A 21,961-nucleotide genomic window follows, 5' to 3' on the forward strand; every position below is an offset into this window, starting at 1 on the left:
CGTTCTACCCCTTGGGCGCCTGTTCCGAACACTAGTGCGCGGAGAGAAGTGCCACTCCCGGCTAGCCGTCGTGCTCGCTCTCGGGGCTGCCCGAACGTCCCGCAGGGCGGATCTCCGCGATCAGGTCGCCGGGCTCGAGCAGCGACCCCGAGGCTGCGGCGACCGAGATGACCGTGCCGGTGACGGGCGCAGAAATCGACGACTCCATCTTCATGGCCTCGATGACCGCGACCGTGTCGCCCGCTTCCACTTGATCGCCTTCGGACACCGACACGTTCACCGAGCCCCGGAACGGTGCCGCCACGTGACCCGGGACGCTGGGGTCAGCCCTGGCATGTTCGGGTCGATCGACGGCCACAGTGCGATCCAGCGTGTCGATGTCACGGGGCTGGCCGTTCACCCGGAAGCTCACCAGGCGAATGCCCTCGTCGTTCGGCTCGCCGATGGACCGCAGGCCCAGCAGCAGCCGCACGCCCGGGCCGAGCACCACGGCGGTGTCGTCGTCGTGAGGGTCCAGCCCGTACCAGAACAGCAGCGATGGCAGCACCGACAGGTCGCCGTAGCGGTGGGTGTTCTCGTCCTGGGCCGCTGAGGGCGTGGGGAACAGCAGCCGATTCAGCGTGGCGGCGCGGTCGGCCGCCAAACCCACCACGTCGTCCTCGGTGAGGTCCTTGGTCTTGGGCGTCCAATCACGGCCCTCGGTGGCGTGGGTCCGGAAAGGTTCGGGGAAGCCGCCGGGCGGGGTGCCGAGCTCGCCGTGCAGGAAGCCGATGACGCTGTCGGGCAGGTCTGCCCCGGCCGGATTGCCAGCCAGCTCGGCAGGCGAGACGCCCGAGGCCACGAGGTGCAGGGCGAGATCGCCGACGACCTTCGACGACGGGGTGACCTTGATGGGGCGGCCGAGCAGGTCGCTGCACGCCGCATACAGACGCTCGACTTCCTCGAAACGGTGCCCCAGGCCCAGCGCCCGTGCTTGCGCCCGCAGGTTCGAGAGCTGCCCGCCGGGTATCTCGTGGCGGTAGACGGTGCCCGTGGGCGACGGCAGGCCTGCTTCGAACGGCGCGTACACGTGCCGCACGGCTTCCCAGTAGGGCTCCATGTCGCCGATCGCGTCGAGACTGAGCCCGGTGGCCCGGTCGGTGTCGTCGGTCATCGCCACGATCGAGGCGATGGACGGCTGGGAGGTCATCCCCGACAGGGGCGGGGCAGCACCGTCGATGGCATCCACCCCGGCGTCGATAGCTGCAAGGTAGGTGGCGAGCTGCCCGCCGCCGGTGTCGTGGGTGTGCAGGTGCACTGGCTGGGCGAATCGATCCCGCAGCGCACTGACGAGCACCTCCGCAGCCGGAGGGCGCAGCAGTCCCGCCATGTCCTTGATGCACAGGACGTGCACCCCGGCGGCGTCGAGCTGTTCGGCGACCCCGAGGTAGTAGTCGAGGGTGTAGAGGTCCTCATTGGGGCTGGACAGGTTGCCCGAGTAGCAGATGGTGCCCTCGGCCACCGCGCCGGCCTCGATGACGGCTTCGATGGCGGGCCGCATCTGGTCGATGGAGTTGAACGCGTCGAAGACCCGGAAGATGTCCATCCCGCATGCAGCCGCCTCGGCCACGAACTCGTGGGCGACCGTGTCGGGATAGGGCGAGTAGCCCACCGTGTTGCGCCCCCGCAGCAGCATCTGGGTGCAGATGTTGGGTGCCGCCGCACGTATGCGCCGCAGCCGTTCCCACGGGTCCTCGTGCAGGAACCGCAGCGCCACGTCGAAGGTGGCGCCGCCCCAGCACTCCATGCTGAGCAGCTGCGGCATGTGATGGGCCATCTGGCGGGCGCCGGCCACCAGGTCGATGGTGCGCAGCCGGGTGGCCAGGATGGACTGGTGGGCATCGCGCAGCGTGGTGTCGGTGACGGCCACGGTGCCGGCGGCCCGCAGGTCGGCTGCGAAGCCCGCAGGCCCGAGCCGGTCGAGCCGCTGCTTGGAACCGTCCGGCGGCGTACGCGGCGTCGGTGCGAGCTTGGTGACGGGATCGACATGGGTCGGAGCCGGGCCGTGGGGCTGGTGGACGGTCACGTCGGCCAGGTAGCGCAGCAGCCGTGTGGCCCGGTCGGCGCCCACCGACGCTGCGGTCAGCTCGGGCCGATCGTCGATGAAGGTGGTGGTGACGGGTTCGGATTGGAACTGGGCGTCGGCCAGGATCGCTTGCAGGTACGGCTGATTGGTTGATACGCCCCGCACGCGGTATTCGGCCAGCGTGCGCTGCATGCGCCGGACCACGGTGTCGAAATCGGGGCCGCGGCAGGTGATCTTCTCGATCATCGAGTCGAAGTGCGGGGTGATCTCCACGCCCTGGTACACGCAGCCGTCGAGCCGCACGCCTGCGCCGCTGGCGGGTCGGTAGGCCACGATGCGCCCGGTGTCGGGCCGGAAGTCGTTGGCGGGGTTCTCGGCGGTCACGCGGCACTGCATGGCGAAGCCGCGCACGCTGATGCGGTCCTGGGACAGCCCCAGATCGTCGAGCGTGGCACCGGCGGCGATGCGCAGCTGCGACTCGACGAGGTCGATGTCGGTGACTTCTTCGGTCACCGTGTGCTCCACCTGGATACGAGGGTTCATCTCGATGAAGACGTGCCGACCGCTGGGCTCCACCAAGAACTCCACCGTGCCCGCGTTGACGTAGCCGATGGTCTCCGCGAAGCGCACCGCATCGGCCAGCAGCTGCTGCCGCACCGATGGATCGAGGTCGCGGGCGGGCGCCATCTCGACCACCTTCTGGAAGCGCCGCTGCACTGAGCAGTCCCGCTCGTAGAGGTGCACGACGCGGCCGCTGGCATCGGCCAGCACCTGCGCCTCGATGTGGCGCACATCGGTCATGGCCTCTTCCAGAAACACCGTGCCGTCGCCGAAGGCGCTGTGGGCTTCCCGGCGAGCGGCCTCGACCGCCTCGGCCAAGTTCTCGGGGCGCTCCACGCGGCGCATGCCGCGCCCGCCGCCGCCTGATGCGGCCTTCACGAACAGCGGGAAGCCGATCGCCGACGCAGCACTCGTGATGTCGGATTCGGCAGCGTCATCATCGACGGGCGGCGACTGTCGCAGCACCGGCAATCCGGCGGCTTCGGCCGCCTCACGGGCCCGCATCTTGTTGCCGGTCAGCCGCAGCGCCCCTGCGCTGGGCCCCACGAAGGCGATGCCAGCCGCCGCGCACGCATCGGCGAGATCCGGGCTCTCGGAGAGGAACCCGTAGCCGGGGTAGATGGCGTCGGCGCCAACCTCGACCGCCTTGGCCACGATGGCCTCGTGGTCGAGGTAGGCACGAACGGGCCGGCCCTCGGTGCCGATGACGTATGCCTCGTCGGCCTTGATCCGGTGCAGCGCCCCGCTGCGTTCCTCCTCGACGGGAAGGATCGCAACCGTCCGGATACCAAGCTGGGTCGCAGCGCGAAAAGCACGGATGGCGATCTCGCCCCGGTTCGCTACGAGCAGCTTCTTCATCACATCTCCCGCGGACATCTCCCGTGGACGTCTCCCGTGTCCGGTCAACATGTTCGCGCCTGACTCGGTTCCTACATCACTTCGCTGCGGCGAGCCGCTGCCGTAGCGTGCCCTGCGTGACTGCATGGCTGTTGGACCCAGAAGTGCTGCATCTCAATCACGGCTCGTTCGGCGCAACCCCTGCGGGCGTGCTCGACGCGCAGCAGGCCATCCGCGCCCACATCGAGGCCAACCCGACCCGGTTCTTCCTCGAGGGCGAGTACCAGGAACGGCTGGACTGCACGCGGCGGGCTGTGGCGGACTTCGTCGGCGCAGACCCGGCAGGGCTCGTGTTCGTCACGAACGCCACGGCGGGGGTGAACTCGGTGCTGCGTTCGCTGGAGCCGAGCCTGGCGCCCGGCGACGAGATTCTGGTGACCGACCACGAATACAACGCCTGCGCCAACGCCGCGGCCGTGTCGGCCTCCCGTGCCGGCGCTGTGGTCACCACAGCAGCAGTGCCGTTCCCGCTCGACGACCGCAGCGAGGTGGTCGACGCCGTGCTCAGTGCCGTCACCGACCGCACGCGCATCCTGCTGATCGACGCGGTCACCTCGGCGACGGGCCTCGTGATGCCGGTGGACGAACTGGTGGCGCGGCTGGAGCCCGATGTGCGGGTGCTCGTCGATGCGGCACACGCCCCCGGCATGATCGATTTCGACGTGACGGAGTTGGGCGCTTCGTACGTCACCGCGAACTGCCACAAGTGGATGTGCTCGGCCAAGGGCGCCGCATTTCTGTGGGTGCGACCCGACCGGCGAGACGGCCTGCACCATGCGGTCATCAGTCACGGGTACAACGGCGGGTGGCCGTCGGAAGGGGGGCATTTGCATGCCCAGTTCGATTGGACGGGCACTCATGATCCGACGGCCTGGCTGACCATCGCCGATGCTCTGGCCACGGTCGAGGCCATGCATCCCGGCGGCTGGCCGGGGGTGAAGGCGGCCATCCGCGAACTCTGCCTGACCGGTCGCGACGTGCTCATGGAAGCGCTCGGCATCGACGCCCCCGCGCCCGACGACATGATCGGTGCGATCGCCAGCGTGCCGCTGCCACCGGCTGGCAACTCGGGCTCGGCGATCTTCGACCCCCTGATGGCAGCGCTGCGCGACCGGCATCGCATCGAGGTGCCGGTGTTCACCTGGCCGGCGCCGCCAGACCGTGTGCTGCGCATCTCGGCCCACCTCTACAACCGGCCCGACGACTACGACCTGCTCGCCAAATCGCTCACCACGGAACTGACCGACTAGGGGCCGCTAGACCGGCTGATGGTGCCGTCGTGGGGCCGCAGCGCTGCGGCGGCTGGGGCTAGGTGGCAGGATCGCGACAGGCAGGGCGAGACCCGCCCGAGGTTCGCAGCCCAGGAGGCACCGATGTCATCGGCCATCGCAGCAACACCCGGCGCCAAGATGATCTTTCTCATCAAGCGCCGGCCGGACGCCACCCGCGACGAATTGGTCGCGAACTGGTTCAAGAATCACATGCCCGACGTGATCGCCGGCCAGGAGCGCGCCGCCGCCGACGGCAAGGTCCACGCCACGAAGTACATCGCGACGCTGTTCGATCAGCGGCCCGGCAAAGACGTGCCTTGGGACGGCATGGCGCAGCTCTGGTTCGACCGGGCGATCCCGAATCCGCCCGAGCCGCACGGCACGGTGCCCCGAGACACGTTCCAGGAGAAGGCTCAGCCGTACGTGGGGTGGGCAACCACCGAGTACGTGGTGATCGACGGCGAACTGCCTGTCGTGCCGAACACCCTCAACGAGCCGTTCCCGGCGACGCGGTCGGGCTTCTTCAAGGTGTCGTTCCTGGTGCCCGCCCGCGACGGGATCGACTACGACGAGGCGTTCCGCCATTGGCTGGATGCGCATGCGCCCAACGTGCGAGGGGTCATGGGCGAGATCGGTGGCCTGCGCTACGTCGTGAACCACAGCCAGGACCCCGCGAATGAGTCCTACCTGGGCATGGCCGAGCTGTACTTCCGCGATCCGCAGGGCTGGGACGACTACCGGGCCACCATCACCGAAGACGGCTTCAGCGAATTCGTCGACTTCGACCGCCTGGTGAACATGCACGCAACCGCACAGATGATCGGCATCCCCGGCTGATCGGCTGCTTCACTGCGAGGCGTCAAGCCTCTGCGGCCGCCTTCATCGCTGCGAGCGTGGCGCGGATGCCGGCGCGGGCGTTGCCGGCCCGGTAGTCGAGTTCTTTCTGTCCGAACTCGACCATGCGCGGCGAGAGCTTGCGGAGCGTCCAGGTCTCGGTCAACGTGGTGCCCGCACCCTTGGGCGCTAGCTGGTAGCGCCACAGGACGATGTTGTATTCGAGGCCGCCTGTCACGAAGGCGAAATCCTCGTTGTCGACCCGGCGGATGATCTCGACGGGGGCCTTCCACTCCTCGCCGTCGAGCCGGTTGATGCCGACGAACATGTCGCCGACCTGCCCGGTGCCGGGCACGCCGTCAGGTCCCTTGCGCCAGTACCCGCCGGTGTTCTCGTTGCTCCACTCGCCGTAGCGGTCAAGTGCCGTCACCATCTCCCACACCTTCTCCGGCGGGGCATCGATTTCGATCGACTCGCTATGGGACATCACCGGGTCGTCAACATGCCCGGGAAGCTGCTCACTCATAGCCCGCAGCCTTGCAGACGCTGCCGGACAGTGTCGGGGTCGAATCTTGGCCTGAGGGTCATGACAGCAGCTGCAGCGCGAGTCGAAATGTGGCCCGCAGCGTGTTGGTGCGACCGTCATTGGCGACCACGACCACACCCCGACGTCGGTCGGCGTCGAGCCCGGCGGATGCCGACCACAGGGTGTTGGATCCCTGCATGGCGTATGAAAGGGCAGGAACACGGTTGGCAGGCATCCAACCCATTGCAGCGCAGCTGCGCCCTGCGCCAACCGGTGCCAGGAGTTTGGTGATCGACTCCGGCCGGAGGAGTGGATCGTCGCCGCTCGGCGGTCCTGCTGCTTCATCGTGGAGAAATGCATGAACGAACCGCGCCCAGTCCTCGATGGCGATATGCAGGGTCCCCGCGGCCGACATGACCGGCGGATTGTCGCTCAAGGGATGTGACGGCTCGACTGGTCTGCCGGGCAGCGCACGCAGGAGGCCGAATCGGAATCGTGGACCGTGACCCGCCACGCGTGCCGGAGCGCCGAATCCGGCACTGCTGATGCTGAGAGGCTGGTGCACGTAGACGTCCAAGGCCCGCTCGAATGGCATCGACGCCAGACGGTCCACAGCGGCCCCGACAAGCACATAGCTCAGATTCGAGTAGGCAAAGCGGCCAGGTCGTCGCGGCGGCGATGCCATCACACGTGTGGCCACGTCGAAACGTTGTTCTTCGAGCGGACGGGAGTCGGCCCACGCCTGCCGCATCGCCGACGGCGTGAGATTCGGCTGGACACCTGCATGCCACCGCAATGCGTCATCAACCGTCTGGCTCGCCCAGTCGGCGTGCAGGTGACCGCGAGGGCAGCCGAGCGCGTCGGCCAGCGGCATGTCCCATTGCGCTACATCGTTCTCGACCAGCCTCGCCCACAGGACTGCGGTCATCGTCTTGCCGCAGGATCCGATGTGCCACGCATCCGACACCGTCACGCGGTCGGCTGTGCCGCGCCGCAGCACTCCGGCCACAGCTGCTTCGACGGAGCCATCGGCCGCAATGACAGCCGCGGCGACTGCAGGAACGCGGTCCCGGTCGCAAAACCCATCAAGCAGTTGATTCATGGCCATGACGGTCATTCCGGATGTGCGCCAGCGAGTCAGCGTCTACTCGGGACCCGCGCTGTCGTTGGCGGGATAGAGCTCTCGCCAGTCGATCTGGTCGTCTTTCGGCAGCGCGGCGTTGAGCGGCGCCATGTCGGCCAGCAGAGCGTCGGCAGCGTCGTCGCCGATGGCGGCCCAGTGAGCGCCGTCGAGCCGGTCGGTCGTGGCCTCGACCTGGGCTCTCCCGGCCAAGCCCGCTTCGGTGGCCTGCCCGTCGGCTTCCACCCAGCCGCGGCTGCGGAGGCGCTCGTAGGCGTCCGCCGCCTCTGTCTCGGTCCAGCCGGCTTCTTCTTGAATCCACTCGCGGGGTGCCTCATCGACGGCGACTTGGGACACCACCGACTCGCAGCCGTCCAGACCGGCCGCTGCCAGGGCGATCAGGTGGCATCCGCTTCGGTACTCGCGCAGCAGCGTGCAGCCGTGCCACAGCGCAAGGTGCGGCTCGCCGGGCCAGTCCAGCGACGCCCAGCCTGCGAACAGCACCCGCCCGACGGGGTCTGCCGCATCGCAGGCAGCCCGCACGGTCTCGGCGCAGCGGCGAACCGGATCGCTGCCGACCAACTCGCCCAGTTCGCGCCGCAAGGCGGCGTCCATGCCCTCATAGCGCGCCGCCAGCACTTGGGTCGGCGTCGAGAACGTCCAAGCATCGGGGATGGCCCGCCTGACCCGCGCAGGTGCGTAGTAGAAGAACAACGACTCCACGACGCTCGCCGGCACGGGTCCCAACGGCGCCGATCGGGTCGCGAAGTAATTCATCCAGAAGCCGCGCAGCCCAGCGGCGGCACCGGTTTCGCGCACCTCCGGCGCCCAGTAGCAGAGCTGGTGATACCGCTCCACGCACTCCCACATCTGCCGCGCCCGTTGCATGGTCGTCTCAGCCATCGTCAGACGTTCTAGCTGTTCGCCCTCTGTAAGCGGCGATTCCCGCAAAGCGGACCTCGTCGAGCGTGGCGTTCTTGAGTGTGTATGCACATCTGTATGCAGGCACTTCTACATCACTAGGCTGCCATCGTGGCAAGCACCAGCGTCCGGATCGACACGAACACGCACCAGAACATTTGCCAGCTTGCCCAATCGTTGTCCTTGACGATCGGGGAAACGGTGGCGCTGGCGGTGAGGCGACTCCGTCAAGAGCGGATGGGTCTCGAATTGCGTGCGGAACTCACTGACAATGAGCGGGATTGGCTTGAGGCTGATCTTGGATGACGTTCGTTTCGGGTGATGTCGTCGAGGTAGATCTCGGCGTTCCAGCAGGGCACGAATCGGGCTTTCGCCGACCTGCGGTTGTCGTCACCGCCCAAGCCGTTCTTGATGCAACGCCGAGCGTGCTTCAACTCGTGCCCCTGACGACGCGCCTTCGGGGCTTGAGCCTCGAGGTGGAGCTGGATCCGGGCTCTGCCAATGGACTTGAGTCTCGATCGGCTGCCCAATGCCAGCATGTGCGGTCCGTGGCCGTGTCCCGGGTGCAAGAACGCAGCGGCAACATAGGCAACGTCGCACTTGCCCAAATCCGCGAGATCATCGCGCTGTTGTTCGACCTTCCCTGACTCAGCCGGGCTGGTTGATGAGGTGGGTGGCGGCGTTGTCGAAGTGGGCGAACATGGCCTGAGCGATGTCGGCATCGAGCGGCGACCCGTCTGGCAGCTGTGCCGTTTCGAGCGAGGCAACCATGTGACGCATCCAGGCATTGCGTTCGGCCGGCCCGATGGTGAAAGGCATGTGACGCATGCGCAGGCGCGGGTGGCCACGCTCAGCGCTGTAGTTGGCCGGCCCGCCCCAGTACTGGGCCAGAAAGCCCGCCAGTCGGTGCCGGGACAGTCCCATGTCGGCGGGGTACATCGGTCGGAGCAGTTCGTCCTGCTCGACTGCGTCGTAGAAGCGATCCACCAGATCGTCGAAGAATTGTTGCCCGCCCACGGCTGCGAACACCGTCGGCGGCTGCTCGACGGCCTCGGCCAGGCTGCCGCCCAGCGTCAGGCCACCGGCGCCCCAAGCGGCTTCTTCGCGTGGGACGGAGGGCTCGCTCGCTGTGGCGGCATCGTCCTCGGTCACGGCGCTCAGGCTAAGAGGCGAAGCCGTGCCCGAAGCGGCCCGCGAGCGACAGCGAACAAGAGCGGGAAGCACGGGGTGAAACCGTGAGCCAAGTGGCACCCGGCATCCCGCAGGGCGGGGCGCGTACAGTCGTGGGGCGCGACCAGCACGGGAGACACGATGGCGTTGACAGAACGGCCCCAGCGGACGACCAATGGGCGGAAGCCGGATGGGCGGCGGGCGCACCGGTCGTACCTCAGCTACATCGACAAGTCGCGCGAGTACTACGCGGCGCACGGCTACCCGCAGCCGTACCAGTGGGCGTACAGCCACGACGTGGCGTTCGCTCCGCTGCCGAAGCCGCTGTCGGAGTGCACCGTCGGGCTGGTCACCACGTCGTTCTTTGAGAAGGGCCGCGAGCCCGCGGGAGTGCCGGTGGCCCGGCCCAAGCAGCCCTACGCGGCTCGCTACGACGACGCCCTCGACGGCCTGTACAACAGCGATCTCTTCTGGGACAAGGACAACACCCACACCGAGGACCTCGACACCTACCTGCCCATCAACCGGCTGCGCGAGTTCGAGGCCGAGGGGCGCATTGGTGCCCTGTCTGAACGCTTCTACGGGATCCCCACCGACTACAGCCATCGCCGTACCCAGCGCAACGACTCGCCCCGCATCGAGGAGTGGATGCGTGAAGACGGCGTGGATGTGGCCTTTCTGGTACCGCTCTGACCGGTGTGCCACCAGACGATCGGTCTGATCGCTCGACATCTGGAAGAAGCCGGCATTCCCACGGTGGTTGCCGGAAGCGCCCGCGACATCGTCGAGGAATGCGGCGTCGCTCGCTTCGTGTTCACCGACTTCCCCTTGGGGAATCCGACTGGCAAGCCCGGCGATGTCGACATGCAACGCGCCATCGTGGGCACCGCGCTCGACCTGCTGGAGCGCGCGTGGCTGCCGCGCACGACCGTGCAGACGCCCTTCGTCTGGGACGCCGACGACAACGACGGTTGGCGTGATCACTTCATGCGCGTCGACGACTCGAACCGGGCCGCTTTGGCCGCGGCCGGTGAGGCACGCCGGCGCGATCAAGAGGCCGCCAAGGCTGACGGACGCGCCCGGACGAGCTGAGCAACCCGGGCACCCGCGTCGGGACCAGCCGGCGACGCCACGCGTGGTGCCCGAGCGAACGAAAGGCCGCACATGACTGACCAACCGCGCAAGCCGCTGTTCGACCCTGCAGACGCTGAAGCGCCCGACTTCGTGCCGTCCGAGCCAGCCGGCGCCGATGTCTATTCGCATCCCTCCGAGCACGGCGAGCGCATCACCGACACGCTCATTCCCGACCTCATGATCGAAGCGTCAGGAGGCGTGACGGTTGCCGCTGACATCTACGGCGACGACGGCCCGCTCGTGCTGCTGCAGCACGGCGGCGGCCAGACCCGCCACGCCTGGAAGGGAGCGGGCCAAGCCCTCGCAGACGGCGGCTACCGGGCCGTGTGCCTCGATGCCCGGGGCCACGGCGACTCGGACTGGGCGCCCGACGGCGACTACACGACCGAAGCGTCGGTGGCCGACCTGGTGGCGATCGTGGAGCACTTCGGCGAGCGACCGGTGCTGGTGGGCGCCTCGATGGGCGGCGGGACATCTCTGACCGCTGTCGGCGAAGGCGCCGTGGATGCGTTGGCATTGGTGCTCGTCGACACGGCGCCGCAGATCGAAGCAGCCGGCGTGCGCAAGATCCGAGAATTCATGGCCCAGGGCGCCGATGGGTTCGCATCGCTGGAAGAGGTGGCCGAGGCCATTGCCAACTACCAGCCGCACCGCAAGCGGCCCAGGAATCTGGACGGGCTCGCCAAGAACGTCCGCCTCTGGCCCGACGGCCGCTACCGCTGGCACTGGGATCCCGCCTTCATGCACCGCCCGCGCAGCTTCGCCGAGCGCATCCCCCGCCAGCAGGCCGCCGCGGAGAACCTGACGCTGCCGACCCTGCTGGTCCGGGGCGGCATGAGCGACGTGCTGTCGGAGGAAGGCGCTCAGTCGTTCCTCGACACGGTGCCGCATGCGCACTACGCCAATGTGGGTGGTGCGGCGCACATGGTGGCCGGCGACCGCAACGACATTTTCGTCGAGGCGACGCTCAAGTTCTTGGCCGAATTTGTGCCCGGCGCGCACGCGCAGGCCTGATCGCAGCCTTCCCGCCGTACCCTTGCGGCCCTTGGCCGGGCCGGCCAGGCCGAGCTTCGAGAGGCACAGCATGCGCGGAACAGTCAAGTTCTTCAACAACGAGAAGGGCTTCGGCTTTATCTCCCGTGAAGGCGCCGATGACGTCTTCGTCCACTTCTCCAACATCGTCGGTGAGAACTATCGGACGCTGGAGGCGGGGCAGGAGGTCGACTTCGATATCGGACCCGGCCGTAAGGGCGACGAAGCCCAGAACGTCAAGCCCGTCTGAACTCGATCGCCGTCGCGCGCCGTCGCCTGCACTGATAGGCCGCGTCGACGCTTGTTCGGGTCGGCGGCGGTCCCGTCGATTGCCGACCCGATGTCGGCGAGGAGATACATGCCCCCCACCTTTGCCCAGCTGGGCGCGCCCAACTTCATTGTCAGCGCGCTCGCCGAACGCGGCATCAGCCAGCCGTTTGCCATCCAGGCAGCCACGGTGGCCGATGCATTGGCCGGACGCGACGTCTGCGGCCGCGCGCCGACCGGATCCGGCAAGACGCTGGCGTTCGGGATCCCGCTCGTGGCCGGCGTCGGCAAGGCTCAGCCGCACAAGCCACGAGCTCTCGTGCTCGCGCCGACCCGCGAACTCGCCGATCAGATCAAGACCGAGCTGCGCACCTTCGCAGGCAAGCGCCGCGTTGGCGTTGCCTATGGCGGCGTGGGCTACGGCTCCCAGATTGGTTCGCTGCGTCGCGGCGTCGACATACTCGTGGCGTGCCCGGGTCGCCTTGAAGACCTGATCTCCCAAGGCCAGGCAACCCTGTCGGCTGTCGACAAGGTCGTCATCGACGAAGCCGACCGCATGGCCGACATGGGATTCATCCCGGCCGTGCGGCGCCTGCTGGACCAGACCGCAGCCGAGCGCCAGACCATGTTGTTCTCTGCGACGCTCGACGGAGACGTCGCGACGCTGACACGCGACTACCAGCGCGATCCCGTGCGTCATGAGGTCGGCGACGAGACCCCCAACGCCAAGGCCGCCCACCACGTGTTCTGGAGCGTGGCCCGCACGGACCGCACCGACATCTGCGCCGAGGCGATCGATGCCGCAGGATCGACGGTCGTGTTCTGTCGAACCCGGCACGGCTGTGATCGCGTGGCCAAGCAGCTGAATCGCCGAGGCATTCGAGCGGCTGCACTTCATGGCGGACGCAGCCAACCCCAGCGCACCCGGGCATTGGCCGAGTTCGCCGCCGGCGAGGTGCAGGCGCTGGTCGCGACGGACGTTGCTGCGCGCGGCATTCATGTCGAAGGTGTCGGTGCGGTCATCCACTACGACATTGCTGCTGACCACAAGACCTACCTGCACCGGTCGGGCCGCACGGCGCGGGCCGGCCAAAGCGGCGTGGTGGTCTCGCTCGTCCAGCCTGACCAAGTCACAGAGCTCAAGTCCATGCAACGCAAGATGGGTCTGGAGCAGCGCGTCACTGACGCCGACGTCACTGCGATACGGCAGCCGGCGCGCACTCAGACGCGACGTCGCACGCTGGAGCGTCCGGCGGCCAAGCATCAATCCCGGCACCGTCCTCGCAACAACAACCGTTCCAGACCGAAGGGACGGCAGCGCTCCGCGAAGCGCTGAGGCAAATCAAGCGTCTGAGTCGTCGTCCGACTCGCCGAGAGACTCGAGGCTGGACGGCGCCAGGTTCGAGGCGAACTTCGACATGTTGTCGGTAAGGGCGCTGATCAGCTGCTCCACGAACTGCGGCGACATGTTGACCCGCTGTACCACGACGCCCCGTCGCGGCGACTGCTTGCCGCTGAAGTCCAGCCGGATGAAGTCGAGCGTGAACTCATAGGGCGAGTGGCGCACCACGGCAAAGTTCGACCACACACCGGCCTCGAGCTCGGGTGGCAGCCGGATTTGCAGTTTCGTGCCGTCGGGCAGGGCTTCATGGGTGTTGCCCTCTGTCACCTGCGGAAACCTACTTGGCGGCTGCGTCAGGACACTCCGCGATGCTCGCACGCGTGAGAATGCGCGCCCTCAGCGCTCCTCACGCCGGTACGGCAGCGTCAGCGCAGCCGGAGCGGGGCTCGGGCGGTGGCGAGCGCGGAAGCTGATAGCGATCAGCACCACCACGGTCAGCAGGAATGGCAGGATGCCCAGCAGGGCCGGCGAGATCGTGTTGACCTCCAGCCCGAAGATCGTGAGGTCGAACGTCTGGACGCGTGGCTGCAAGGCCAGAGTGAAGCCGAACAGCAGCGAGCCGGCCGCCAGCCGTCCTGGGCGCCATGCGCCGAAGATGACCAGCGCCACAGCGATCCAGCCCCGCCCGGCAATCAGGCCCTCGGTCCAGCCCGCCGCCATGTACAGCGAGAGGAACGAGCCGGCGGCACCGGCGAAGGCGCCTCCGACGAGGACCGCACTGGTGCGCAGCAGGGTGACCGAATGGCCGACCGAGTCGGTGGTGGAAGCGGATTCGCCGACTGCCCGCAGCGCCAGGCCGAGCCGGGTGCGGCTCAGCACGAACCACGCAGCAACCCCCAGTACGCCCGCGAGATACACCACCGGGGGTTGATCGAACAGGATCGGTCCCGCCCACGGGATGTCGGACAAGCCGACGATGCTGAGATCGGTGAACACCGCATCGGCCCGCTCGCGCACCGCGTCCTGACCGATGAATGCTGCGAATCCCAGGCCCCCGATAGTGATCGCGAGGCCCGACACGACTTGGCCGGCACCCATGATCACGCTGACCAGCGCATGCACGCCCGCCGTCGCCATGCCGACGAGGGCCGCGACGGCAAAGCCGATCCATGGGCGATCGGTGGCGATCGCCGCCATGAACCCCGTCACGGCGCCCATGGCCATCATCCCCTCGACTCCGAGGTTGAGCACACCGGCACGCTCGGCGATGAGCTCGCCCAGGCCGGCCAGATACACCAGCGTGGCGAACTGCACGGTCGCCACGAGCAGGCCGATGACGGCATCCTCAGACACCGGACGCTCCTGCGCTCGCCGGATTCTCGGCGGCGTCGCCATCGGCCCCGCGGCCCACCGGTCGCACCCAGCGCACCCGGTAGTTGAGCAGCACCGCCGCGACCAGCGCGCCGATGAGGATCATGGCCTGCAGGATCGTGGCGATCGAGCTCGTCACGCCGAGCGTCTGGATGGACTGGCCGCCCCGCAGCACTGCGCCGAACACGAACGCGACCACGGCGACGCCCGACGGTCGCATCAGCGCGAGCGCCGCCACGATAATCCCGGCGAAGCCATAGCCGCTCGACAAGCCCGGCTCGAGCCGGGTGGCGGTGCCGGTCAACTCGATCGCCCCAGCCAGGCCCGCCAGCCCGCCCGACAGCAGCAGCGCCGCCAGCACCTTGCGCTGCAACGAGATGCCGGCATAGCGAGCAGCCGCAGGTGACGAACCCGCCATGCGCAGCTCGTAGCCCCATGCTGTGCGCGAGACGGCCAGCCAGAACGCCAGCAGCAGCGCCGCTGCGAACAGCACGCCGATGTGGACCTGGCCGAACAGCCCCGGCAGCGAGGCTTGGTCTGGCAGGGGTGAGATCTGGGCAAAGCCGAATGACTCAGGGTCCTTCCACGGACCCACCTTGAGCCATTCCACGATGCGTATCGCCACTTCGACCAGCATCAGCGTGGTGATGATCTCGCTCACGCCGAGGTAGGCGCGAGCCAGCGCGGGTCCCACCACCAGCACCACGCCGCCCACGGCGCCGGCAACCAGCATCAGCACGATCAGCACCGGGCCCGGCAGGTCGCCGGCCACCATGGCGAATCCGGCCGCGACGGTGGCACCCGCCATCATCTGGCCCTCGGCGCCGATGTTCCACAGGCCCATCGATCCGGCCACCGCCACCGCCAGTCCGGCGATTGCCAGCGGCGTGGCGCGCAGCAACGTCCGCGACAGTGCGTCGAACCCGCCGAGCGATGACTCGGCCATGCGCTCATAGACCGCGACCGGATCGTTGCCCGAGCCCCACAGCAGCATCGCCCCGGCGATCAGTGCCAGCACGATGCCGATCACGAATGCGATGGCTTGAGCGGCCGGTGCAACCCGGGCACGCCGCTGCAGCACCGGCCGCACGATGACGCGATGCCAGCGTGCGCGGCCGCGGGCAACGGTATGCAGCGGGGCGTGGGTCGGCTCGGTCACGCTGACGCCGTTCCGGCCATGGCGGCCCCGACCGCAGCCCGGGTGACCTGCGTGGGATCCATGCGGGCCGCCACCTGACCCTCGTACATCACGATGAGCCGGTCTGACAGGGCGAGCAGCTCGTCGAGATCTTCCGAGATCAACAGCACCCCCACACCTGTGGCTCGCTGCGCGACGATCTGCGACTGGATGGCGGCGATGCCTGCCACATCGAGGCCGCGGGTCGGCTGCGCCGCCACGAGCACCTTGGGTTCGCCGGTTAGCTCACGTCCGAGCAGCAGACGCTGCAGATTGCCGCCGGACAGGGCGCTCACGGGTTCGTGCACGCGTCCCACTTGCACGCCGAAGCGCTCGACGAGGCGCCTGCAGTAGTCCTCGCAGCGACGCAGGTCCAGCATCATCCTGCGCCTCATCGACCGGTAGGAGCGCACGACGGCGTTGTCGACCACTGACATGGCGGGTGCCAGCCCCACGCCGAGCCGGTCCTCGGGCACATATGCCAGCCCGGCCCGTGAACGAGCCCGTGGCGAGGTGCCGGTGATGTCGGCGTCCGCGAGCCGCATGGTGCCCGCCGTGGTCGCCCGCAGCCCGGCGATGGCTTCGGCCAGCTCACGCTGCCCGTTGCCCGAGACGCCCGCGACGCCGACGATCTCGCCAGCGCGTACATCGATGTCGACCGAATGCAGCGCCGGCAGCCCGCGGTCGCTGAGCGCCGAGATGCCCTCCAGCTTGAGCACGACGTCACCGCTGGGCTGATCGGTCGGCCGCTGGATCTCCGCCGCCGCCTCGCCCACCATCATCTCGGCGAGATCGGAGCGGTCGATGCCCGCGAGGCTGCGCGGCTGGGCCACGGTCACCCCGTTGCGCAGCACGGTCGCCTCGTCGCACACCGAGAGCACTTCGTCCAGCTTGTGGCTGATGTAGATCACTGATCTGCCTCGATCGGCCATCGAGCGCAGTGTCAGGCCCAGATCGGCTGCCTCGGCAGGAGTCAAGACCGCCGTCGGCTCATCCAGCACCAGCAGATCGGCGTCGCGCCACAGTGCCTTGAGGATCTCGACGCGCTGGCGTTCGCCGACCGAGAGCTGCCACACGGGTCGGGTCGGGTCGGTCTGCAGCGAGTAGGTGGCTGCCAGGTGGGCGACCCGCTCGATGATCTGGCCCTTGTCCAGGTAGCGGGGTGCCGAGCCCAGCACCACGTTCTCGAAGACGGTCAGCGTGGGCACCAGGCGGAACTCCTGGTGGACCATGCCGATGCCCGCCGCGATCGCATCGGCGGGGGAGTGAAATTGGCGTTGGCGGCCGTGCACCCAGATCTCGCCGGAGTCGGGCAGGTACACGCCGCCCAGCACATTGACCAGCGAGGTCTTGCCGGCGCCGTTCTCGCCGAGCAGCGCATGGATGGTGCCCGCGCGCACGGTGAGGTTCGCGCCGTCACAGGCGACAACGCCGGGGAACTCCTTTCGGATGCCGCGCAGGTCGACGACGACGCGACCGTCGCCGGAGCCGGGGGACACAGCGGCGTCCCCCGGCTCCGGCATCGGTTTCAGTGCTGTTCGATCAGACGGATCAGGGGCTGGCGTCACCCACGACGCCTTCGACGAACCAGCTCATGCCCAGCATCGAGCCGTCGTCCATGGTCTCGCCTGCGGCGACTTGCTCGACGCCGTCCTGATCGTTGATCGGGCCGGTGAAGACATCCCAGCTGCCGGAGCGGATCTGCTCGGCGACCTCGGCGATCTGGTCGGCGACGGTGCCGGGCACGTCGGCGGACAGCTCAGCGAGCTGCACGATGCCGTCGTCCATGCCGCCCCAGTACGCGCCCGGTGTGTAGGTGCCGGCTGCCACGGCCTCGATGGTGCGGGCGTAGCGCGGGCCCCAGTGCCAGACCGGCGCCGTGATGAACGCCTCTGGCGCGAAGTTGCGCATATCGGAGTTGTAGGCCACCCAGCGAGCCCCGGCGTCCTGTGCTGCGACGCCCGCGGCGGTCGAGTCCTGGTGCATCGCGATCACGTCAGCGCCGGCCTCGAGCAGCGCCGAGGCGGTGTCGCCTTCGACCGCGGGGTCGAACCAGGTGAACGTCCAGTTGACGTGCACCTCAGCGCTGGGGTTGACCTCACGCACGCCCAAGGTGAAGGCGTTGATGCCGCGGATCACCTCGGGAATGGGGAACGCAGCGACGTAGCCGATCTGACCGGTCTGCGTCATCGCACCCGCTGCGATACCCGACAGGTACCGCGGCTGGTACATGCGGCCGAAGAAGTTGCCGAAGTTGGAGTCGTTCATCTTGTAGCCCGAGGCGTGCTCGAAGATGACATCGGGATACTCGGCGGCCAGTTCCTCCATCGGATCCATGTAGCCGAACGACGTGCCGAAGATGATGTCCGCACCCTCGTTCTCGATGAAGTCGACGGCGACTTCCTTGAACGCCTCAGCGTTCTCGGGGATGCTCTCGACGACGAGCGTCGTCGCCCCGGTCTGTTCCTCGGCAAAGAGGCGACCCTGATCGTGGGCCCAGTTCCAGCCAGCATCGCCGACCGGTCCCACGAGGATGAACGCCGCAGTGATGTCCTCCGCCGACATGCCCTCGGGCTCAGGCTCGGGCTCGTCGGCCGGCGGGGCTGTCGTTGCAGGTGCTGCAGTGGTCGCTGGTGCCGCAGTCGTATCGGCCGCCTCTTCGTCGTCGGTGCCGCACGCGGCGCTGACCAGTGCTATGGCGGCGAGCGCGATGGCTAGCCGTATCAGAGTCCTCGAACGCATGATCTCCCTCTCCGTTCGCGCCCGCGAGGCACACTCGGGGCGATCGGGATCGAGCCTAATCTCGCTGGCCCGAGCGCACAGCCAGCATCGCGACCGTTATCGAGCAACGCCGGGACGGGCCGCACGCATCCGGATGGAGTTCGGCACGGTTCGCCGGCGCTTCAGAAGGGGTTGAGTTCGAGACCGAGGAGGTGACGGCCGAGCTGGTGGGTCACCCGGTCTTGGTGCACGTTGATGTGCACCGGCATGGCGCGGAAGTCGCGGTAGCGGCGGTCGAACGCGCCGCCTTCCCGCAGCGCCGTGCCGCCCTGGGTGCGGTGCAGCAAGGACATGGCCTCGTCGAGCTGCTCCACGGCCATCGTGGTCACTGCCATCTGCCGCAGGTAGTCGGCTTCGTCAGGAACTACACCGGCGGCGATGCGGCGGTCGACGTCATTGCAGGCGGCTTCGGTTGCCGCGGCGGCGGCTGCCAGCAGAGATGCCGCCCGGCCGAAGTTGACCTGCACGGTGGGCCGGTCGACCATCTTGCCGCCGATGATCACCCGCCGGCCGCCGGCCGCGTCAGCAGCCTCGGCCAGTGCTCGGCGCACGAGGCCCACGGCCATGAACGAGAGCCACAGGTCGGAGATCCCTACCCAGTCCTCGCGGTAGCGGTGATGCACCACCGGCACGGTGCGCAGCGACTCTGCCCGGTTGGCGCCGAACCAGGCCACGCAGTCGCTGAGGTTCACCGGCACGTCGGTGTAGTGGACATCGTCGGTAGCCGATGCCCGCAGCCCGGCGCCGTCCCACGACGCGTCGATCTTCATGCCCTCAGTGGTGGTGGGCAGGATGGTGAAGCGGATGTCCATGGGCCGCACCGGCTTGCCGTCGTCGCCGGTGATGGCGAATGCCACCCCGCAGTAGTCGGCGTAGCGGGCGCCGGTGCCCCAGCGGCCGGTGCCGTTCAGGATGGCCTGGTCGCCCTCCACCCGGCCGTAGACCGAGCTGCGGGCACCGCCGGGGAACGACACCCACTGGCCGTTGGTCACGACGTGGGTGAGGAAGTCCTGCTGTTCGGGGCCCACTGAGCCGACGAACAGGTGGAACACGCACAGGTGGTTCCACAGGCACCAAGCCAGGCTCGGGCAGCGGGCTGCCACCGCTTCGAGTTCGCGGCCCATGTGCAGCATGGTCTCCTCGACGCCGCCGATGTTGCGCGTGGCCGACATGCGCATGAAGTCGGTGCCGCGGATGGCCTCGATGACCTCCGACGAGACGGACCGGGTCCGGTCTGCCGTCTCTGCTTGCGCCTCGATCGCGTCCAGGAATGGTGCTATCCGCAGGCCCTCGGTCGGCACCGGGGAAAAGTGCTCGACGAGTTCCTCGCCGGATAGACCGGCGTCATCAGGTTCGGCCCCTGAGGACATCAGGCTTGGCTCGTCGGCTTCGGGTGCTCCCGCCATCCGGCCACAGTAGGCCGCGGTGACCTCAGGCGCAGTGGCCGTTGGATGACGGCGGCACGTCCAGCATCGGGTTGCGGTCGAAGAAGCCGTCGGGCACCAGCCCGAAGCCGACGTACTCGGTGGGCATCACCGGGAAATCCTCGGGCCGCGCATCGTGCGTGATCCCGAACGTGTGCCACACCGTGATGTCGGTGTCGACCACCGACCGGTCGCCCGCCGTGTAGCGCTCCAGGCCGTCGCCGGCGTTGCGCTGGGTGGGGAACCGTCCGGCGCCGTAGCGCTCGTCGGGCCGGGTCGGCGAGACCCACAGGTTGTGCCTGGCGAACGTCGCACGCTCGGAATGCGGGCTGTCGTTTGCAGCAAACATGGTGGCCGTGGGCGGCGGCAGCAGCCGGAAAGCGGTCGGATGCCCCAGCCGGTTGATGCGATCCGTGCTCTGGATGCGCCAGTAGCGGCTCGACGCCGAGTTGGCGTTGCGGCGGGCTGCCAGCTCGCTTTCGAGCACGGTTTCCCGCGCGGCGAACGCGGTGCCGTACGGGTTGTCCGGTCCCGGCGGCAGGGCCTCCGTGTTCACTTCCACCACCCGGTTGGCGTTGCCGTCCACCGCCATGTCCAGCCGCACGCAGAAGATGTGCTGGTGGATCGGGGCTGACACGTGCGGTGCAACCTGGCGGGCGAACGTCAGGTCGTCGCCCTCGCGGTGTGACCGCGTGGTGAGGATGCCGGTCAGCTTCACCTCGTAGCGGATTGTGCCGTCGAGGTAGAAGTACCAGAAGAACCCGTACTCGTAGTTGCCGACCGTGTGGATGGCGCTCACCACCAGTCGGCGCGAGCGGCGCACCTCGGTGGTGTCGGCGTTCCAGTCGAAGTGCTTCCAGCCGATGCCGAAGTCCTCCTCGTGGATGCAGATGGCATTCGGCGTGGTCACCACCGAGCCGTCGTCGAACACCTGCGTCGAGTCGAGGTAGACGATCTCGCCCAGGCAGTCGCAGCCGAGCTGCAACGAGTTGTTCATCAGGCCGAGGCCGAACTCGCCGGAGTCGAGCGCGTGCTTGAACGTCTGCGACGGCCGGGTGTCGCCGTAGGGAACCACCATCTCGGCCAGCGACGCCCGGTCGATGATGGGCCGCATCCGGCCCCCGTCGTCGTACGCGATGCGGTGCAGCACCAAGCCCTCGGTGTCGTCCATGACGACCCGCATCGACCACTTCTGCCAGCGCAGCTCGTTGTCTTCGAGGGTGAAGCTGGTGCCCTCGGGCTGGGTGATCTCGATCGGGCGCAGATCGGTGCGCATGGGCCCGAAGTCCTCGGTGACCGAGTCGACGTCGTAGTTGCCTCGTTCAGACGCCAGCGGCCACTGATCGAAGTCTTCAACGTGCAGCACTTCGAGAGTGTCGACGTCCACATGCACCATCAGCCCGTCGAGCGGGTAGGCGTAGCCGTTGTCTGCGGGGTTCGGGCGCCAGAAGCCGATGCAGCGCTGCACCCGCCGTCCGGTTTCGAAGTCGAAACCGTAGTCGCCGGTGGGCCAGGGGTCGATCTGCACCTGGGAGGGATCGGTGATGCCTCGCTTGGCGCAGGCCTCGGCGAATCTCGGGTCCTTCCGGCAGGCGTCCATCACGGCGAACAGCTCCGCCATGCCGACGCGGGGCACCACGTCGGGATGGTGGGTCCACGAGTCCACCTCGCCGCGGGTCACCGACACCACGGCGGTGTGCACCTCGCCGTGCTCGCGCACCACAATCTCGAAGCGGCGGTCAGTGGCGGTCCCGGGCGTCCATGCGGCGACTTCGGCCTTGGGCGGCTCGGCGATGCAGAAGCCGTGGATGCGCGCGCCATCGCCGAGATGCCCGGCGCGGCGCAGCACTTCGAGGGCGGCGTGGGCTTCCGCTTCGGTCATCATCGACAGCGGGTGAACCGAGGGCGTTGCCGATCCCTCGACCGGTGTTTCCAGCAGTGTGTCGGCCATGGCTTCACGCTACGCGGTGCAGCGCGCATACGCGGTCGGCGCGATGAACGTCACTAATCTCGCTCACTACGGTTCCGCACCCGATTGGCCGAGAACCGGCCTGACGAATGGGGTCCG

The 21,961-nt window shown here is 68.2% G+C and carries 21 protein-coding genes; 9 read left to right on the top strand and 12 right to left on the bottom strand.

All coding sequences use genetic code 11. The features are described from left to right. Nucleotides 1-61: 61 nt before the first annotated feature. Complete coding sequence (locus ACOGW9_RS13230; RefSeq protein ID WP_419913083.1) at nucleotides 62-3,487, bottom strand: pyruvate carboxylase; 3,426 nt, start codon at nucleotides 3,485-3,487, stop codon at nucleotides 62-64. A 113-nt stretch (nucleotides 3,488-3,600) separates the two neighbouring features. Here ACOGW9_RS13230 and ACOGW9_RS13235 point away from each other — a divergent pair, with 113 nt between their 5' ends. Both ACOGW9_RS13235 and ACOGW9_RS13240 read left to right on the top strand, forming a co-directional pair. Further along, the gene (locus ACOGW9_RS13235) at nucleotides 3,601-4,773 is read left to right on the top strand and encodes an aminotransferase class V-fold PLP-dependent enzyme (RefSeq protein ID WP_419911987.1); all 1,173 of its coding nucleotides are present in this window, start codon (nucleotides 3,601-3,603) and stop codon (nucleotides 4,771-4,773) included. A gap of 123 nt (nucleotides 4,774-4,896) precedes the next feature. Further along, on the top strand, nucleotides 4,897-5,631 hold the full coding sequence (locus tag ACOGW9_RS13240) for an EthD domain-containing protein (protein ID WP_419911989.1): 735 nt from the start codon (nucleotides 4,897-4,899) through the stop codon (nucleotides 5,629-5,631). A 22-nt stretch (nucleotides 5,632-5,653) separates the two neighbouring features. On the opposite strand, the gene ACOGW9_RS13245 is transcribed toward ACOGW9_RS13240, so the two are convergent. The 3 genes from ACOGW9_RS13245 to ACOGW9_RS13255 are packed head-to-tail and all read right to left on the bottom strand — an operon-like array spanning nucleotide 5,654 to nucleotide 8,177. Next, entirely contained in the window at nucleotides 5,654-6,154 is a 501-nt protein-coding gene (locus ACOGW9_RS13245; protein WP_419911991.1) for an SRPBCC family protein, read from the bottom strand. A gap of 58 nt (nucleotides 6,155-6,212) precedes the next feature. Beyond that, nucleotides 6,213-7,256, bottom strand: coding sequence for a serine hydrolase domain-containing protein (locus ACOGW9_RS13250; RefSeq protein WP_419911993.1), 1,044 nt, complete (start codon nucleotides 7,254-7,256; stop codon nucleotides 6,213-6,215). A gap of 42 nt (nucleotides 7,257-7,298) precedes the next feature. Then, a complete protein-coding gene (locus ACOGW9_RS13255) occupies nucleotides 7,299-8,177 on the bottom strand; it encodes an SCO6745 family protein (protein ID WP_419911995.1) in 879 nt (292 codons plus the stop codon). Nucleotides 8,178-8,306: 129 nt separating this feature from the next. Between ACOGW9_RS13255 and ACOGW9_RS13260 the strand changes: the two genes are divergently transcribed. Next, nucleotides 8,307-8,501 (top strand): hypothetical protein, encoded by a 195-nt coding sequence (locus tag ACOGW9_RS13260; RefSeq protein WP_419855546.1) that lies wholly within the window; start codon nucleotides 8,307-8,309, stop codon nucleotides 8,499-8,501. Continuing rightward, nucleotides 8,498-8,842 (top strand): type II toxin-antitoxin system PemK/MazF family toxin, encoded by a 345-nt coding sequence (locus ACOGW9_RS13265; RefSeq protein ID WP_419855547.1) that lies wholly within the window; start codon nucleotides 8,498-8,500, stop codon nucleotides 8,840-8,842. The genes ACOGW9_RS13260 and ACOGW9_RS13265 overlap by 4 nt, the downstream gene beginning before the upstream one ends. 1 nt (nucleotide 8,843) lies before the next feature. Here the strand turns inward: ACOGW9_RS13265 and ACOGW9_RS13270 are convergent, their stop codons facing one another. Then, nucleotides 8,844-9,347 (bottom strand): globin, encoded by a 504-nt coding sequence (locus ACOGW9_RS13270; protein WP_419911997.1) that lies wholly within the window; start codon nucleotides 9,345-9,347, stop codon nucleotides 8,844-8,846. A 159-nt stretch (nucleotides 9,348-9,506) separates the two neighbouring features. Between ACOGW9_RS13270 and ACOGW9_RS13275 the strand changes: the two genes are divergently transcribed. The 5 genes from ACOGW9_RS13275 (at nucleotide 9,507) to ACOGW9_RS13295 (ending at nucleotide 13,134) form a co-directional block, all read left to right on the top strand. Further along, a complete protein-coding gene (locus ACOGW9_RS13275) occupies nucleotides 9,507-10,058 on the top strand; it encodes a hypothetical protein (protein WP_419911999.1) in 552 nt (183 codons plus the stop codon). A gap of 3 nt (nucleotides 10,059-10,061) precedes the next feature. After that, the gene (locus ACOGW9_RS13280) at nucleotides 10,062-10,457 is read left to right on the top strand and encodes a hypothetical protein (RefSeq protein ID WP_419912001.1); all 396 of its coding nucleotides are present in this window, start codon (nucleotides 10,062-10,064) and stop codon (nucleotides 10,455-10,457) included. Between the two features lie 72 nt (nucleotides 10,458-10,529). Beyond that, nucleotides 10,530-11,513 (top strand): alpha/beta fold hydrolase, encoded by a 984-nt coding sequence (locus tag ACOGW9_RS13285; RefSeq protein ID WP_419912003.1) that lies wholly within the window; start codon nucleotides 10,530-10,532, stop codon nucleotides 11,511-11,513. Between the two features lie 70 nt (nucleotides 11,514-11,583). Continuing rightward, entirely contained in the window at nucleotides 11,584-11,781 is a 198-nt protein-coding gene (locus ACOGW9_RS13290) for a cold-shock protein (RefSeq protein ID WP_419912005.1), read from the top strand. Between the two features lie 108 nt (nucleotides 11,782-11,889). Further along, nucleotides 11,890-13,134, top strand: coding sequence for a DEAD/DEAH box helicase (locus ACOGW9_RS13295; RefSeq protein WP_419912007.1), 1,245 nt, complete (start codon nucleotides 11,890-11,892; stop codon nucleotides 13,132-13,134). Nucleotides 13,135-13,140: 6 nt separating this feature from the next. Here the strand turns inward: ACOGW9_RS13295 and ACOGW9_RS13300 are convergent, their stop codons facing one another. The 7 genes from ACOGW9_RS13300 to ACOGW9_RS13330 all read right to left on the bottom strand — a co-directional run bounded on the left by ACOGW9_RS13300 (nucleotide 13,141) and on the right by ACOGW9_RS13330 (nucleotide 21,844). Next, complete coding sequence (locus ACOGW9_RS13300; protein WP_419912009.1) at nucleotides 13,141-13,467, bottom strand: DUF3467 domain-containing protein; 327 nt, start codon at nucleotides 13,465-13,467, stop codon at nucleotides 13,141-13,143. A gap of 69 nt (nucleotides 13,468-13,536) precedes the next feature. Next, nucleotides 13,537-14,493, bottom strand: a complete 957-nt coding sequence (locus tag ACOGW9_RS13305; protein ID WP_419912011.1) for an ABC transporter permease — start codon at nucleotides 14,491-14,493, stop codon at nucleotides 13,537-13,539. Next, nucleotides 14,486-15,670: an ABC transporter permease gene (locus ACOGW9_RS13310; protein ID WP_419912013.1), complete on the bottom strand. Its 1,185-nt coding sequence runs from the start codon at nucleotides 15,668-15,670 to the stop codon at nucleotides 14,486-14,488. The genes ACOGW9_RS13305 and ACOGW9_RS13310 overlap by 8 nt, the downstream gene beginning before the upstream one ends. Then, the gene (locus ACOGW9_RS13315) at nucleotides 15,667-17,211 is read right to left on the bottom strand and encodes an ABC transporter ATP-binding protein (RefSeq protein WP_419912015.1); all 1,545 of its coding nucleotides are present in this window, start codon (nucleotides 17,209-17,211) and stop codon (nucleotides 15,667-15,669) included. Before ACOGW9_RS13315 ends, ACOGW9_RS13310 begins: the two co-directional genes overlap by 4 nt. Nucleotides 17,212-17,239: 28 nt before the next feature. Continuing rightward, entirely contained in the window at nucleotides 17,240-18,430 is a 1,191-nt protein-coding gene (locus ACOGW9_RS13320) for a BMP family ABC transporter substrate-binding protein (RefSeq protein ID WP_419912017.1), read from the bottom strand. A gap of 161 nt (nucleotides 18,431-18,591) precedes the next feature. After that, nucleotides 18,592-19,875, bottom strand: a complete 1,284-nt coding sequence (locus tag ACOGW9_RS13325) for an acyl-CoA dehydrogenase family protein (protein ID WP_419912019.1) — start codon at nucleotides 19,873-19,875, stop codon at nucleotides 18,592-18,594. Nucleotides 19,876-19,900: 25 nt separating this feature from the next. Continuing rightward, a complete protein-coding gene (locus ACOGW9_RS13330; RefSeq protein WP_419912021.1) occupies nucleotides 19,901-21,844 on the bottom strand; it encodes a primary-amine oxidase in 1,944 nt (647 codons plus the stop codon). Nucleotides 21,845-21,961: the final 117 nt, after the last annotated feature.

Origin of the sequence: Candidatus Poriferisodalis sp. (assembly GCF_965203655.1) — a bacterium.
Classification (GTDB): Bacteria; Actinomycetota; Acidimicrobiia; order Acidimicrobiales; family Poriferisodalaceae; genus Poriferisodalis.

What these genes read in the sequence shown, in the direction of transcription:
- ACOGW9_RS13265 (WP_419855547.1), top strand. Translation starts at nt 8,498, where the DNA reads ATGACGTTCGTTTCGGGTGATGTCGTCGAGGTAGATCTCGGCGTTCCA.
- ACOGW9_RS13285 (WP_419912003.1), top strand. Translation starts at nt 10,530, where the DNA reads ATGACTGACCAACCGCGCAAGCCGCTGTTCGACCCTGCAGACGCTGAA.
- ACOGW9_RS13240 (WP_419911989.1), top strand. Translation starts at nt 4,897, where the DNA reads ATGTCATCGGCCATCGCAGCAACACCCGGCGCCAAGATGATCTTTCTC.
- ACOGW9_RS13315 (WP_419912015.1), bottom strand. Translation starts at nt 17,211, where the DNA reads ATGCCGGAGCCGGGGGACGCCGCTGTGTCCCCCGGCTCCGGCGACGGT.
- ACOGW9_RS13320 (WP_419912017.1), bottom strand. Translation starts at nt 18,430, where the DNA reads ATGCGTTCGAGGACTCTGATACGGCTAGCCATCGCGCTCGCCGCCATA.
- ACOGW9_RS13250 (WP_419911993.1), bottom strand. Translation starts at nt 7,256, where the DNA reads ATGAATCAACTGCTTGATGGGTTTTGCGACCGGGACCGCGTTCCTGCA.
- ACOGW9_RS13245 (WP_419911991.1), bottom strand. Translation starts at nt 6,154, where the DNA reads ATGAGTGAGCAGCTTCCCGGGCATGTTGACGACCCGGTGATGTCCCAT.
- ACOGW9_RS13275 (WP_419911999.1), top strand. Translation starts at nt 9,507, where the DNA reads ATGGCGTTGACAGAACGGCCCCAGCGGACGACCAATGGGCGGAAGCCG.
- ACOGW9_RS13325 (WP_419912019.1), bottom strand. Translation starts at nt 19,875, where the DNA reads ATGGCGGGAGCACCCGAAGCCGACGAGCCAAGCCTGATGTCCTCAGGG.
- ACOGW9_RS13290 (WP_419912005.1), top strand. Translation starts at nt 11,584, where the DNA reads ATGCGCGGAACAGTCAAGTTCTTCAACAACGAGAAGGGCTTCGGCTTT.
- ACOGW9_RS13255 (WP_419911995.1), bottom strand. Translation starts at nt 8,177, where the DNA reads ATGGCTGAGACGACCATGCAACGGGCGCGGCAGATGTGGGAGTGCGTG.
- ACOGW9_RS13295 (WP_419912007.1), top strand. Translation starts at nt 11,890, where the DNA reads ATGCCCCCCACCTTTGCCCAGCTGGGCGCGCCCAACTTCATTGTCAGC.
- ACOGW9_RS13330 (WP_419912021.1), bottom strand. Translation starts at nt 21,844, where the DNA reads ATGGCCGACACACTGCTGGAAACACCGGTCGAGGGATCGGCAACGCCC.